This window comes from Ruegeria sp. BHSA163 (genome assembly GCF_059613365.1).
The window spans coordinates 13773-28120 of sequence record NZ_JBXWSJ010000055.1; the positions used below are offsets into that span (position 1 = coordinate 13773).

Consider the following 14348-nt stretch of genomic DNA (forward strand, 5'->3'; position numbering starts at 1 on the left):
GATTACTGCCCCGACAGGGTAAAGCCCTGTCTCTGGAATTCCGCTTGTGATGCTTCGGATTGCAGATACTCAAAAAAATTCTGCGCGTCTGCGCTCGCCGCTTGCATCAGAGCCGCCGGATATATGATCGGAGAGTGCGTATCCTGGGGGAAAGTTCCAAGCACATCTACCCTATTTTCTGCCGTTGCGTCGGAATTGTATACGATCCCCAATGGCGATGCTCCTGTTGCCACCAACGCCAAAGCCGCACGCACGTTGTCAGCCTGAGCAATCTGCCCCTCTACGGTGTCCCAAATACCCAGAGTCTGCAACGCACTTTTGCCGTAAATTCCCGCCGGAACCGCATCTACAAGCGCCATGGCCAGATACCCTCCGTCCAATTGTGATTGCAGGTCCAGCGTGGGTTCTATTTCTATTGGATCGCCGCCTTTTAGACCAATCAAAACAAGATTATTGGCCAGCAAGTCAATTCGCGAAGCTGAATCCAACAACCCTTCATGTTCCAACACATCCATCCAGTCTTGGTTGGCTGAGATATACAACTCGGCAGGGGCGCCCAGTTGAATTTGCCGTGCTAAAACAGAGGACGCCGCATACGAAACAGTGACGTCCTGGCTGAATTCTTCCTGATATCGCGCGACAATGGCGTCCAGTGCAGTCTTCAGGCTAGCCGCTGCAAACACCAGAACTCCCTCGGCGCCAGCCCGGATAGGGGCTGCCGACGCTACAAAAAATGCAAGTACCGCAATAAGGCAACGGAAAACCCGGGTCATCATGTGCCTCTGACTCAATTGGTTGCAGTCAATGTGGGCATATCGGAGGCTATGCATGACAGGCAAGACCCCTTTCTTTACAACCAATTCAGGTGCAAGTGTGATATTGACCGTTTTCTGTCGCGAATTGGATTGATCCTTCACCAAATTCAGGCTGACCTGCAGCTAGGAAAGATAGGAAACATCTCATGTTGCAACAGAAACCCGAATTGATCGATGCGATCCGGGCCAGATTCGCTCATGTCGACGCTTGCCCGTTTCAAGGGCCGCGCATCTTCTTTGAAAACGCAGGAGGAGCGCTGACGCTGAAGTCAGTGGTCGAAACCTCCGCAAAATTTGCTGCAATCCCCGATAATCAAGGGCGAGACAACGTGGCCAGCCATGCATTGGTCAACATCATTAACAAAGCCAAAGCCGATTTGTCAGTTTTCATGAACGCCTCTGGTGGCCAGTTTTTTGTGGGCGAAAGCGGAACCGAACTGCTGTTCAGAATGATCCGTACCGCATGTGTCAATGCTCAGCCGGGCTGCAAAGTCATCGGAAGTTCCATAGAACACCCCGCCAGTCGCAGCGCTGCGCGTCGTTGGGCCGAGATAGCCGGGTTGAACTATGTCAACGTGCCCCACGATGACGCAACCGGGCTTGTCACTGCAAAAGACTATAGAATGTTGATGACACCGGATGTGGTTGTTGCGACGGTCCTGCATGCCTCGCCAGTCACGGGGATGGGCATGGACGTGGCGGCCATTGCGCATGCAATACGCGAGGTTGCCCCTGAATGCTTCATCATCGTGGATGGAATTCAACATGCAGCGCATGGCCAGATGGATCTGGACAGCTACAATGTCGATGGCTATGCAATTTCGCCTTATAAGGTTTTTTCGCGCCACGGATACGGTGTGGCCTGGATATCGGATCGGTTGACTGCTTTACCCCATGATCAACTGATAGACGCACCGGCCGAGGGATGGGAATTCGGTACACGCGACACTGGGGCCTACGCAACAATGTCAGATGTTGTCGAATACTTTGAATGGGTTGGTTCACAGGTATCAGACGCATCGGACCGTCGAGACAGGATTGTGGCTGCCGGGCAGGCTATCCGCGCTTACGAAACTCATCTGACTGGGGCAATGATCAACGGCATAGGTAACCTTCCTGGATTGCGAGATATGGATCACATCAAAATTTTGGCCGGGACGGACAACCCCGCTCGCGAAGGGTTGGTGTCCGTAGTTGTTCAAGACATGCCATCCGCAGATGTCGTTACAAAGTTGAACACTCAGGGAATTCGTACCCACACCCGTAAAGCTGATCATTATAGCGGAAATGTACTTGACCCACTGGGATTAAATGACTGTATCCGTATCTCGCTTTGTCACTACAATACTGAACACGAAGTCGCGCAACTACTTGCCGCCTTAAAAGACTTGCGCGCCTGAGCGCAGACACCTGCACTATTGGCGAAAGAATTTCTGCTAACCCTCTTGCGTCTGCGTGCCGCGTTAGCTAAATCCCCCATCACGGGTGATTAGCTCAGTTGGTAGAGCGCTTCGTTTACACCGAAGATGTCGGGAGTTCGAGTCTCTCATCACCCACCATTCCCAACCTTTTCAATGGTTTGCTCAGGGTCTTGTAACGAGAACTTGGAGACTATTCGACGATGAGTGTACGGGTATCGAATCTAAAGAAGCGTGTTGGACTACCCAGAGGATTGTTCCTCAGAGGCAAAGCTACCAAAAGGGCAACAATAGTAGAGCCAAGTTGTGCAGAGAATATCGGTAGGTTGTTCCCTCGGATTGCTCTGGGTGGCTACGATGGGCACCCCAGCCATTACCTAGGGAAAGCGCTAGAGAAAGCCCGAAAGAACCTTGATGGCGACAATTCCAATTGGGATATGCACTCGTTCAGGAGGGCTGCTGTGTCTGCTCTTGTGGACGCTGGGGTTTCAAGGGAGGTAAGAAATCTTGTCTTGGGTCACTCCAACAAAGACGACATCGGCATAAGTGTTTACCTCAGTGAAGCTCTTAGCTTCTGCAGAGAGGGAGATGTTCTCATCGTCACCAAGCTTGACCGCCTTGCTCGTTCAGTCAGACATCTCGGAGAGATTGTTGACGAGCTCACAGAGAGAGAGCCATCGCACTGAGAGTACTCGATATGGCCCTTGATACATCCACAGCTACAGGGAAGCTCATGCTGAATGTCCTTGGGTCCATCGCTCAGTTCGAGCGAGAGATGATGTTGGAGCGGCAACGAGAAGGAATTGCCAAAGCTAAAGCTGAGGGTAAATACAAAGGCAGGAAACCAACGGCACGTATGATGACCACAGAGGTTCTTCAGCTACTGGAGCAGGGCTACAAGAAGCACGAGATCGCCCAGCGCTTGAGTATTTCTCAGAGATCAGTCTATCGGATCGTTAACGAAGCTCACCAGCCAGCAGGAGTGGAATGCAACCGCTGAAATAGTGGATAATCTCGAGCTAGTACACCAGAATAAAACCGCACGAGAAACGTTGCTAAAAAAAAGTATTGGCCCGTGTCTTTCAACACAGGCCAACGACATCAGTTGTATATGGTTTCAATTCTAAAATCGCCGCAAATAGGTGCTTGAAGCAATCATCTGTCGTTTGCGCCGCTAGGACCGGTGCCATTACCACCAGGCTGGTCATATGGAGTATCCGGTCTTTGACCATCCATCGTAGAAGCAGGGGGTCCCCCACCATTGTTGGCGCTGTTGCCAGTAATGCCGTCCCAAGGACTGTTGCCCACAGGCTTAGCGTTGCCGGGGTTGCCGCCTTCGCTTGACGGCGGTTCACAGTCGCTCTCGCAAGTCGGAGGCTCGTCAACAGCGTAACTTGCAGTTCCAATAATCGCAAAAGCAAATGCGCTCAGCAATGTAATCTTAGCTTTTCCCATTCTTTCTATCTCCACTAGTAAACAACTACAGCAAAGGCCCGTAATTTGACCTCTGCGCCACAATTTTGCCAAAAAAATGCCACATTTGCAATTGTTTCCGATTCACCCCCCCCATTAGATAGCCTGTCCACTAAAATAGATTGTTCTCTTTCATCATTTTTCCTTACCTTTGGAGAGGACCACCGCTAACGCCGGAAATCAAAGCCGAAGCCACATAACCACCTGACAGGGAGCACGAAATACCTTCAGCGCTGCTCTAATATCACTCCGCAAGCTCTACGGATCGACCTTGGTTTGGTCTTTCTCTAAAAGTGAAAATCAACTGGCCTTTCATTATCGCCTACAAGCCAGCAAAGCAGAATCGGCACTCTGCTCTAACCCGATTATTTTAGTAGAAGTTTTACTTCATCCCGGCTTGTGATCTTTATCACCCGTACATGTAACGACTTGACCTCTGATTCCGTTACAGTAAGTGTCGTACTCGAACCATGATGGTTCACCTGCAGAAACCGAAGTAGCTGCGTTGAGGAAACATGTGTAACATCACGGGTGATTAGCTCAGTTGGTAGAGCGCTTCGTTTACACCGAAGATGTCGGGAGTTCGAGTCTCTCATCACCCACCATTTTACCTAGTGCAAGCGTTTGATCCTGAAATTTTAGCGATCGCAAGTAGACGCCGTCATTTCCCTTTCGCGTTCTCTTTGGGTGCTGCGAACTTGCTGGAAAAATAATTCGATAGCTTAAAACGCTCTTTCCAAGTACCAGCGCCATAATCAACCCATATGTCAAAATATCGAGCAAGACACCTCCAGAGTGATGAGAAAGAAAATACTGCATAATGTCCTTCGCTGCACAACAACCGAAAATTAATAGAGAGAGCATCGAAACGTGGCGAAAGACCATGACTTGTGACCCGGTCGCCGTCAATCCAACTGTGGTTTTTTCGATCCCACTTATTGCACGTCACAGGGCGCGTGACTGGTCCCAAGTTTGTGAAAACCTGGGGCAAACAATTGAAACCTTGCGCAGACAAACCAACCCAAACTGGATGGCCGTTGTTTGCGGTCAGACACAACCAGATGGCATTGATTTTGACGATCAGGTAATTTTTCTGCGGTTTACAAAGCCAGCTCCAGGAATTGACAAGGGTGAGAAACGGCGCTCCATCACTGAGTTCTGCTCCCAAATTCTAAGTGGTGATGCATATTTATTCTGTCTAGATGCTGATGATCTGACACATCCAAAGCTTGTAGATTACATGGTCGAAACCCGCGACCCGTCGGGATACCTGATCGACAAGGGTTTTATGTACAATACCACTACCGGAGAGACTGCTCCTTTGCACCGCGCGGACAAGGACGCAATTCGAAAACAGGAAGGACCGTTTGGTTTTGCGCTTGTACCGCGGCGGCTGGACAACGTGTTTCGCAAGTTGACCGGTCGTGGATTTGCTAATTTCCCACCCAGGCTTTCAAAGCTGAAGTCTTTCGATTCCACTTGCGGGTCCTGCGTGGCGTGGAGGTGCCAATTCGGCCAGACAAAATTGGATGTGCCGGTTTTACCTGAATTAAGCCACAGGTTAATTGGCCTCTCCAACCGTAACGATTTAATGCAGCTAAACTACGTCCCCTTTCACGCCATGATGTACGTCATTGGGCATGGCGAAAACCTGCAGGAAGCAAAAGGTCGACTACGCTACAAAACCCGATACATCAACGAGTTCAAGATGACGCAGCGAGACACGCAACAAGCTCTAGCCGAGTTTGGCATCCGTGAAGAGCGCGGCGCCACTGGTAATCTCTGAATAGCAACTGATAACGACCAAAAGCGCAGGGCGTTATTCACATCGCTTCGGGTGGTTCATAGTTTGGAACTCGCAGCCTTCAACAAGAATCCCCAGATTCCACCAATTGCATTGGTCTCGATTGACAACCTGACAGCGTTATTGAAATGCGTCTGACAATTTCTTTGGATTTTCCGTGTACACCCAATGCCTTATCGCATTGGTTCGGATACATCGCGTTTTATGGACAGCTTGTTCCGGAAGGTTACCGAAACAAGAAAGGGGCTGGTCAAGACCCCCTTATCCAGCCCCTAACACCACCTGACACTCTCAATCATTTGTGAGACGGTGGGTTTTTCACCTGATAACCATAGCGGAAACTTTGTTAATTGTATCGAAAAATTCGGCGGTAGTCTCCTTGCCCAGTGTGAGGAACTGCCGTTTTCAATTCAAATGGCGATCCCGGAAGGACTCGAACCCTCAACCTGCTGATTAGAAGTCAAAAGGCTATGTATAACATACGAGAACTCTTCCAAACAATTTTTCCCTAAAATTGCCATAATAACATAGATATTAGTGTAAAGTTAGGGTTTGTTAGTAACCCAAGATAACTATATCATACGCGTGAAAATGTTACCCCAACGTTACCCTGAAAGTGAAAAGTCGTGGCAAAAGCACTAACGACAAAGACTGTTGAGGCGTTAAAGCCGCGCGCTACTCGTACTGAGGTTCCAGATCCTGCGTTGACCGGATTGTATCTTGTGGTGCAGCCATCGGGGGTAAAGTCTTGGGCATTACGTTATCGTTTCGCTGGAAAGACAAAAAAGCTGACGCTGGGCAGGTGGCCAAAGATGGGGCTTGGTGCAGCGCGCAGCTCCGCATCAGAAGCGCTTGAAAAAATAGAAATGGGTTTAGACCCATCGGCCGAAAAGAAGGCCCAAAAAGCGGCGCAGAGTGACACTCGGCTTTCCAACCAGAACTTAGTCAAAACATTGATTGACCAGTTTGACAAGCGCCACCTTTCACGTCTTAAAAGCGGCGCGCAGACACGCCAGGTCTTGGAACGTTTTGTGGTATCGGCTTGGGGCGAGCGGGACGTAAAAACAATCACAAGGCGCGACATACTCGATCTGCTTGACGATATCGTAGATAGCGGAAGGGCGACGACTGCGAACCGGGTAAAGGCTCACCTCTCCAAATTTTTGAATTGGTGCGTCGAACGCGACATTCTTGATATCTCGCCTGCCTTGGGAGTTAAAGCGCCGGCCAAAGAGGTCTCTCGGGTTCGTTTTTTCAGCGATGATGAAATTCGTTGGTTTTGGTTGGCTTGCGAACGTGCGGGAGAACCGTGGGAAGCATTCGGGAAAACTCTTCTACTTACAGGGCAACGCCGGCAAGAGGTTGCGCGAATGACAACTGCCGAATTGAATGACCATACTTGGCATTTGTCCGGCGATAGAACAAAAAACGGGCGAAATCACGACGTGCCTTTGTCATCTGCTGTTGCTGAAGTTCTCTTCAAAAAGGCGCAAATTGATAGCCCATCTGGTTTCGTTTTTACCACCAATGGCGTGAGCCCTATTCAAGGATTTTCCCAAGCAAAAAAACGCATCGCCCGCTATATGAATGAGATTGCGGAAGCCGAAAGGAATGAGCCTGTCGAAATTCCGAGATGGGGTTTTCATGATCTTCGCAGAACAGTAGCCACCGGAATGGCGCGTATCGGTATTCCTGTGCGAGTTACAGAGGCTGTTCTCAACCATCTGAGTGGTACTGGCGGGGGAATAGTGGCGGTATATCAGCGGCACGACTATGCAGAAGAAAAACGTCAAGCTTTGAACGCTTGGTCTCAATACGTGATCGACTTGATCGAAGCTTAGCCTACTGTACAAAACCTCGATCGGTTGCACGTTTTACGCAAAGGGACGCATTTATGGAAAGACGCAATATCCCTTATGTGATCTGTCGCCAAACTTGGCCAGATAGCAAACTCGAACTGAATGTTTTGGGCGTTGGGCCAGCACAAATACTGACGCCCCGAGGCCTCGAATGGTTAATGCCACCCGGTGGTCGACAGAAACACTGGAAGAAGGACATCGAAAAATCGAACCGTTTTTTTTCTGCATTCGCTTGGATCGTTGCGCTCGATTGTTTTGACTTTGGTGACCCTGAACCACTGACAGAATTGTTGGCAGATACAAACACCGATGTGCCACCCGACATACGGCTGCCGCTGTCGCACATAATCTCCGGAGCCAGAAAACCTGACCTAAAAGCCGCCGCAAAAATGAAAATTCCTGGTGGAAAAAGGCTTCAATTGGCGCAGATAATTGCTGCGGGTCTTCAAATGATTGAGTACTTAAAACGGGGTCAAGTTCCCAATCAAAATGGCCAATTGATTAAACTGAATGATGCTTTTGCTGATGCTCAAAGAATTGAGCCAATTAACCACATTCGAAAGCAAGAAAACGCATCAAATAATGTAATTCAGAGAATGGCGTCAGACTGGAACGTCTCAGACGGCACGATCAGAAACCTTGTGCGTGATCTGAGATTTTTTTATTCCAATTTTCCAGATATTTAGACTGCCTCGTGTGTTACAAATTCAGTTTGTAACGCTGGTGCCAATTCGAGCACCGAAACTCAAAATGATAAAGTTGGGTCAATCGTTCAAACATAGAAAGTGACCCAAAAATATGTCACCTAAAACTACAATACAGGCTCATCCTAGGTTCTGGACCTATAAACGGGTCCCGGCGTCAACGGCTGCTTTGACTCAGACCAGACACTGGCGAAAAATACGGCTATGACCGAGTTGCGGACGAAGCTGACCTTGGCTACAAAAGCCATCTGCCCCCGCATCTAATTTTTCGGATACCGCCCTGAAATTAATTTCTTGCCACCGGCTTAGAACGCATGCGACCCGCAGTTTCTCTTTCCGCGCGTTTGCAACGAATGGGTGGCAGACCTTGGTCAATCAAGGCCATGTCCTCGAGAACCATATCACCCATCTTTTTGAATGCAGTGTCTATGGCGCCGGCGCGGTGCGCCGACTTGATAAGACCATGTAACGAGCGCCCTCTATGATCAAATGGCAGAGGCTCGTCGGGCCAAACATCGGAGGCTGCAATTATGTGGTTCCGCTCTATCGCGTCTAGCATGGCTTCAAAATCGACCACGTCTGCTCGGCTTAAAAGAATAAAGGCTGCCGACGGTCGCATTGCTGCAAATTCTTCTTCCCCAATCAATCCGCGGTTCTCGGTTGTAGCTGCGGCAAGCACAAAAACAAAGTCAGACTCGGTTAAAACCTCAATGAGGTCGGCTGGGATAACTTGGTGATCTTCAAGAACTGAATTTGGTAGCCATGGGTCGAAGACTCTGACGTTGCACCGGAAACCCACGAGCAAGCGGTGGAGTGCTCGGCCGATGTCCCCAAAACCGATCAATCCTATGTCAGCCTCCGTTAAAAGCCGAGCGGAGGAATTGCCATCTCCGCCCCAGAGTTCCCTTCCCGATCGGAAATCGGCATCAGCTTGGCTAATCTGCCTTGCGAGATCGAGTGCGAAACCGAGTCCAATCTCCGCCACTGGTACGGCAAAGACTGAGCCGGTTGTGAGTACATAGATGCCCCGGTTGAATATCTCTTCGTAAGGCATGTTATCCAAAAGGTTCGATTCTACGTTAAAAACCGCCTTCAGCGAACTCATCTTTGCGAGAGCTTCGGAAGGTATCGGCGGCTGACCCAGTACGTATCGGGTATTTGCAAGTAAGGCTTCGCCAAGCCCAGCGACGGCGTCTGCTTCAGTTTCGTGCAACTCATAGCGTGCGCGTAGTTCTGACAACTTCTCAGGCGTGAATATCAAATCAAGGCTGCGCGGTTCGGGAGCGCAAATCACTAACGGTTTAGATTGTTTCGTCACTCAAACGCCCCCAACGTAAATCGGTATTCATCACCACACTCTATAAACGATTCCGTAGAGAGTAACCTGACTTTCAAGACTAGTACCCTCCAAGACAGTTTTGAGCCATGTGAGTACGCAAAGTAGCGGTTGGTCTCCAAATTTTCGGAGCACTGCAAATTTAAGAGATTTGTAATTTTCTTGCAGGAAAGAGAGATCAATGGTGTGATTGACCCCGCCACGGGGGAACAGGGCCAAGTCTGTGTCCGATAAGAATGCCCGGAAATGCAAACCTCCATTGGCGATAAATGGGTTGGGCTAAATACCGATCCGATACTAAGGGAGGAAAAGTCTTGAAAAGAACAACAATGACATTGGCTGGGTCACTAGTTGCACTCTCAGCATCACTCAGCGCCGCTCAAGCTGACAAGCTTACACTGTATTGCTCGGCCCAGGAAGATTGGTGCCAACTGATGGCGCGAAGCTTCGAAGACGCAACGGGGATCGACGTAAACATGACTCGTAAATCTTCTGGTGAGACATTTGCCCAAATTCGTGCTGAAAGCTCAAATCCGAAAGGTGACGTCTGGTGGGGAGGAACGGGAGACCCGCATCTTCAAGCCGCTGAAGAGGGCCTGACAATGGAGTATATGTCGCCGATGCGCGATCAACTTCATGACTGGGCAATTTCACAGGCCGAAAGTGCAGGCAACAAGACGATCGGAATATACTCCGGCGCGTTGGGTTACGGTTACAATTCCGACTTGCTCGCTGCTAACAACCTGCCCGAACCCGCATGTTGGAAAGACCTACTGAAGCCTGAATATAAAGGTCATGTGCAGATGGCGAACCCGAATTCTTCGGGTACCGCATACACGACATTGGCTTCGATGGTGCAGATATTCGGTGAGGACGAAGGCTTTGAATTCATGAAAGGCCTGCACTCCAATATTAACCAATATACAAAGTCTGGTTCTGCTCCGATAAAGGCAGCGGGACGCGGTGAAAACACCATCGGCATTGTCTTCATGCACGACGCAGTTAAGCAAGCCGTCTCGGGTTTCCCGGTAAAGGTCGTTGCGCCGTGTGAGGGCACGGGATACGAGATCGGTTCCATGTCGATCATCGACGGTGCGCGCAACGAAGAAGAAGCCAAGAAATTCTATGACTGGGCGCTTAGCACTGACGCTCAGAATTTGGCACTGCAGGTCAACGCGTTCCAGGTGCCATCCAACAAAGGTGCCGAGACATCCGAAAGTGCGCCTGACATGAGCCAGATCAAACTGATCGACTATGACTTCAAGAAATACGGCTCGTCAGACGAACGCAAGCGGCTGCTACAGAAGTGGGACGAAGAGGTTTCGGTTCTGCCTCAGTAAGTGACTGAAGAAAAGACAATAACAGCCCACCCAGTGCTAATCTTCTGGATCATCGCTGGGTGGGTCGGCTTCTGCCTTCTGCCATGGTACATGGTAGAAGATGGGCTTTGGTCATTCGCGTGGTTGGTGGATGGCTATCCGTTTGATGAGGACTATGCTCCAGCCCTCTTTTTGATAGGACAAGCCGAGAAGCTGTGGCTTGCGCCATTGCTAATCCCGTTAGTACTTCCGCTACTTGTGCTGAACAGGCCAAAGTCCGATCCTCGATACGCACGTATTCTGGTCTTAGCAGGTGCCTTGGGTTTTGGCTGGCTCATTGCACAAGGCTTCTCGATAGGCATCAGGGGCTTTAACTTCGAATGGCTGAACGCATTGTTCGGAGAGCCGAAGATCCGTCAATTCGGAATGGGATACGGCGCCATGATTTGCGCGTCGGCGTTTCTGTTCCTGCTTACCCAAGGAATCGCGGCACGCGGCGCGATCAACGGTGATGTTTTCGTCGTTAGTGCAATCGGAGGCGTGATTACAATTGTAACTGCATTTGTGTTTTACCCGATTGCCAACATGCTGTTTTCGGCATTCATAACAGAGGACGGGACTTATTCCGTATCGGTATTCGCGTCGAAGTTCTTTGATAATCGACTCTGGGGGCTGGGCTGTTTTGCCGGCGCAAAATGCGGGGCCGCTTGGAATTCACTCTTTCTTGCCATTCTGGTTGGGATAATAACGACTTCGCTCGGTTTGTGTTTTGCATTGGTCGTCACAAGGTCGGGGTTCCGCTTCAAAAGGGGAATGCGAGCGCTTACGGTCTTACCGATCATCACGCCGCCTTTCGTGATTGGGCTGGCATTAATCCTGTTGTTTGGTCTTTCCGGGTCAGTCACTGTTTTCTTTGCCGAGCTCTTCGGTATTCAGCCCACTCGTTGGCTCTACGGGATGCCGGGAGTGCTGATTGCGCAGACCCTTGCCTTCACACCAATTGCTTTCCTTGTCCTGATTGGCGTTGTCGAAGGTGTGTCCCCCTCGATGGAGGAGGCTGCACAAACATTGCGTGCGAACCGGTGGCAGACCTTCAAAACGGTCTCCTTGCCATTGATGCGCCCGGGTTTAGCAAATGCCTTTCTTCTCGGCTTTATCGAATCCATGGCGGATTTCGGAAACCCACTGGTTCTGGGTGGCAATTTCGACGTTTTGTCGACCGAAATTTTCTTCGCCATCGTTGGCGCTCAGTACGATCAAGGTCGAGCTGCAGTGCTGGCCATGGTTCTTTTGTTCTTCACACTGTCCGCCTTTTATGCGCAGCGGGCTTGGTTAGGAAAGAAGAGCTACACAACCGTGTCCGGCAAAGGAGACGCAGGTGTCCATCCGTTGATGCCGAACGGTCTGGCCATTCCGGTGTTAGCTATCGCACTGACATGGGCGCTGTTTACAGCAATAGTCTATGGGATGATCATCTACGGTAGTCTTGTTGAACTTTGGGGTGTCAACAACTCGCTGACACTTAAGCATTATGTGACAGCCTTCTCTGTTCGATTTGAAGAAGAGGGGATTCGCTGGACAGGGGCTGCTTGGGACAGCTTCTGGACAACCATCACCATTGCTGCAATCGCGGCACCATTGACGGCCGCGGTCGGGTTGGTGACTGCTTACCTGCTTACAAGGCAAAGCTTTGCAGGCAAGAATGCTTTCGAATTCGGAACTATGCTGTCCTTCGCTATTCCTGGGACGGTCATCGGCGTCAGCTATATCTTGGCATTCAACGTACCGCCGATAGAAATCACTGGGACAGGCGTAATCCTTGTGGTTAGCTTCATATTCCGCAACATGCCGGTTGGCGTGCGGGCGGGCATCGCATCCATGTCACAGCTCGACAAGTCTTTGGACGAGTCCTCGTTAACGCTCGGAGCCAACTCCTGGCAGACTTTCCGACGGGTAATCCTCCCGCTACTTAGGCCAGCAATCTTAGCCGCGCTCGTCTACAGCTTTGTACGCGCCATGACGGCCATTTCGGCAGTAATTTTCCTAGTGTCTGCCGAGTACGATATGGCGACCAGCTATATTATTGGGCGGGTCGAAAACAACGACTACGGACTTGCTATCGCTTACTCGACCACATTGATCTTTGTCATGCTAGCGGCTGTCGGGTTTTTGCAGATTCTCGTCGGCCGCGTTCAGATTGGACGGCGCACACAACTCGGGGCAGAGAAAACGACATGACTGATCAAAAGATTGCAAGCAAGGCTGCTCCGGTGGTGTTTGAGGGTGTTTCGAAAGTATTCGGGAAAGATGTGGTCGCAGTTGATAACATCGACCTAAAAGTTGAAGCAGGAAAACTGGTCACGCTGCTGGGCCCATCGGGGTGCGGCAAGACTACGACTCTCCGAATGATCGCGGGGCTGGAGATGGCCAGTTCCGGTCGCATCCTGATAGGCGACCGCGATGTGACAAGACTGCCTGCTACTGATCGCGACGTATCGATGGTATTTCAGTCCTATGCCCTTTTTCCCCACATGAGCGTAATAGAGAACGTCATGTACGGGCTGACATTCTCCGGATATGACAAAGGTGAGGCTCGGTCGCGTGCGTTGTATGGGTTGGATCTCGTTGGTTTGAAGGGATTCGAGGGTCGATTGCCCAGCGAGCTTTCTGGCGGGCAACAACAACGCGTCGCGGTAGCCCGGGCCTTGGTGCTGGAACCGCAAGTCCTGCTTTTTGATGAACCATTGTCGAATCTTGACTCGAAGCTCCGCCGGCAAGTGCGTGAAGACATCCGAGCAATTCAACAAGACCTTGGCCTGACGGTCGTCTACGTGACCCACGACCAAGAGGAGGCCCTTGCCGTCTCAGACGAAATTGTCGTTATGCGCAACGCCTCCATCGCTCAAATTGGCACGCCGCGGCAGCTTTACGATGCCCCAATAGACCGATTCGTGGCAGATTTTATCGGTGAAGCGAACCTGATCAATTGCAGCATCGTATCAGTTGAACGTGATCAGGCCACAATTGAAATCGAAGGGTATCGGCATAGACTACCAGCTCGCGGGTTGAGCAAAGGACCAGCTACTTTGGCGGTGCGCCCCTCCCGGATTGTAATTGGCTCTGACGCCGGCATCACCGTAGAAGTAGCCAAGGCCACATATGTGGGCGTCCGGATGGAGTACACATTAAAAGGAACTTTCGGGCAGGTCTTCGCGGTGCAAGACGATGTGGACGACCCACTTGAAACGGGGACTGCTATCAAAATTTCATTTGCTGAGCGTGGACCTGTCTTGCTGCCGGGCGGATAATCTTGGGCAAGCTTATAGTCATTTCTCACCCAGAAGTTGTCGTCACGCCGGGTTCGCCGATCACCGAATGGGGGCTGAGCGACCTCGGCCTTGAACGCGCAAAGACGTTTGCGAGATCCAGCGTGATGTCGTCGGTTGGCGCGATCTGGTCTAGCTGCGAGCGCAAGGCACTTGAGACGGCTTCAGTTCTTGCGCGAATGCATAATCTAAAGCCGAATTCCGATCATCGCTTGGGCGAGAACGATCGCAGTGCGACTGGATTTTTGCCAATCGGTCAGTTCGAAGCGGCTGCGGATGCGTTTTTTGCCGCAC

The 14348-nt window shown here is 50.7% G+C and carries 11 protein-coding genes, 3 tRNA genes and 1 pseudogene; 11 read left to right on the forward strand and 4 right to left on the reverse strand.

Features of this window, described 5'->3' with window-relative positions; all coding sequences use genetic code 11:
• Positions 1 to 2 precede the first annotated feature (2 nt).
• Complete coding sequence (gene modA / locus AC2FNV_RS19420) at positions 3 to 773, reverse strand: molybdate ABC transporter substrate-binding protein (RefSeq protein ID WP_170606182.1); 771 nt, start codon at positions 771 to 773, stop codon at positions 3 to 5.
• 188 nt (positions 774 to 961) lie between these two features.
• Between modA and AC2FNV_RS19425 the strand changes: the two genes are divergently transcribed.
• The 3 genes and pseudogenes from AC2FNV_RS19425 to AC2FNV_RS19435 all read left to right on the forward strand — a co-directional run bounded on the left by AC2FNV_RS19425 (position 962) and on the right by AC2FNV_RS19435 (position 3233).
• Complete coding sequence (locus tag AC2FNV_RS19425) at positions 962 to 2215, forward strand: aminotransferase class V-fold PLP-dependent enzyme (RefSeq protein WP_170606179.1); 1254 nt, start codon at positions 962 to 964, stop codon at positions 2213 to 2215.
• 83 nt (positions 2216 to 2298) lie between these two features.
• Positions 2299 to 2374 (forward strand) — tRNA-Val (locus AC2FNV_RS19430).
• 296 nt (positions 2375 to 2670) lie between these two features.
• Positions 2671 to 3233, forward strand: a pseudogene (locus tag AC2FNV_RS19435) (recombinase family protein).
• A 155-nt stretch (positions 3234 to 3388) separates the two neighbouring features.
• On the opposite strand, the gene AC2FNV_RS19440 reads toward AC2FNV_RS19435, so the two are convergent.
• Complete coding sequence (locus AC2FNV_RS19440; RefSeq protein WP_170606177.1) at positions 3389 to 3688, reverse strand: hypothetical protein; 300 nt, start codon at positions 3686 to 3688, stop codon at positions 3389 to 3391.
• Positions 3689 to 4235: 547 nt separating this feature from the next.
• Between AC2FNV_RS19440 and AC2FNV_RS19445 the strand changes: the two genes are divergently transcribed.
• Both AC2FNV_RS19445 and AC2FNV_RS19450 read left to right on the forward strand, forming a co-directional pair.
• A tRNA-Val gene (locus AC2FNV_RS19445) sits at positions 4236 to 4311 on the forward strand.
• Positions 4312 to 4589: 278 nt separating this feature from the next.
• Positions 4590 to 5492, forward strand: coding sequence for a hypothetical protein (locus AC2FNV_RS19450; protein ID WP_170606175.1), 903 nt, complete (start codon positions 4590 to 4592; stop codon positions 5490 to 5492).
• A gap of 433 nt (positions 5493 to 5925) precedes the next feature.
• Here AC2FNV_RS19450 and AC2FNV_RS19455 read toward each other — a convergent pair.
• Positions 5926 to 5999: transfer RNA gene (locus AC2FNV_RS19455), tRNA-Ser, on the reverse strand.
• A gap of 137 nt (positions 6000 to 6136) precedes the next feature.
• On the opposite strand from AC2FNV_RS19455, the gene AC2FNV_RS19460 reads away from it, so the two are divergent.
• Together AC2FNV_RS19460 and AC2FNV_RS19465 are read left to right on the forward strand one after the other, a co-directional pair.
• Complete coding sequence (locus AC2FNV_RS19460; RefSeq protein ID WP_496774181.1) at positions 6137 to 7351, forward strand: tyrosine-type recombinase/integrase; 1215 nt, start codon at positions 6137 to 6139, stop codon at positions 7349 to 7351.
• 308 nt (positions 7352 to 7659) lie between these two features.
• On the forward strand, positions 7660 to 8055 hold the full coding sequence (locus AC2FNV_RS19465; RefSeq protein WP_170606172.1) for a hypothetical protein: 396 nt from the start codon (positions 7660 to 7662) through the stop codon (positions 8053 to 8055).
• 304 nt (positions 8056 to 8359) lie between these two features.
• Here the strand turns inward: AC2FNV_RS19465 and AC2FNV_RS19470 are convergent, their stop codons facing one another.
• Complete coding sequence (locus AC2FNV_RS19470) at positions 8360 to 9391, reverse strand: hydroxyacid dehydrogenase (protein ID WP_170606170.1); 1032 nt, start codon at positions 9389 to 9391, stop codon at positions 8360 to 8362.
• Between the two features lie 332 nt (positions 9392 to 9723).
• Between AC2FNV_RS19470 and AC2FNV_RS19475 the strand changes: the two genes are divergently transcribed.
• From AC2FNV_RS19475 to AC2FNV_RS19490, 4 genes are all read left to right on the forward strand, one after another.
• Complete coding sequence (locus AC2FNV_RS19475; protein WP_170606168.1) at positions 9724 to 10749, forward strand: ABC transporter substrate-binding protein; 1026 nt, start codon at positions 9724 to 9726, stop codon at positions 10747 to 10749.
• Positions 10750 to 12966, forward strand: a complete 2217-nt coding sequence (locus AC2FNV_RS19480) for an ABC transporter permease (protein WP_170606167.1) — start codon at positions 10750 to 10752, stop codon at positions 12964 to 12966.
• Complete coding sequence (locus tag AC2FNV_RS19485; RefSeq protein ID WP_170606165.1) at positions 12963 to 14036, forward strand: ABC transporter ATP-binding protein; 1074 nt, start codon at positions 12963 to 12965, stop codon at positions 14034 to 14036. Before AC2FNV_RS19480 ends, AC2FNV_RS19485 begins: the two co-directional genes overlap by 4 nt.
• Positions 14037 to 14038: 2 nt before the next feature.
• A partial coding sequence (locus AC2FNV_RS19490; protein ID WP_496774183.1) for a histidine phosphatase family protein occupies positions 14039 to 14348 on the forward strand: 310 nt, incomplete at its 3' end.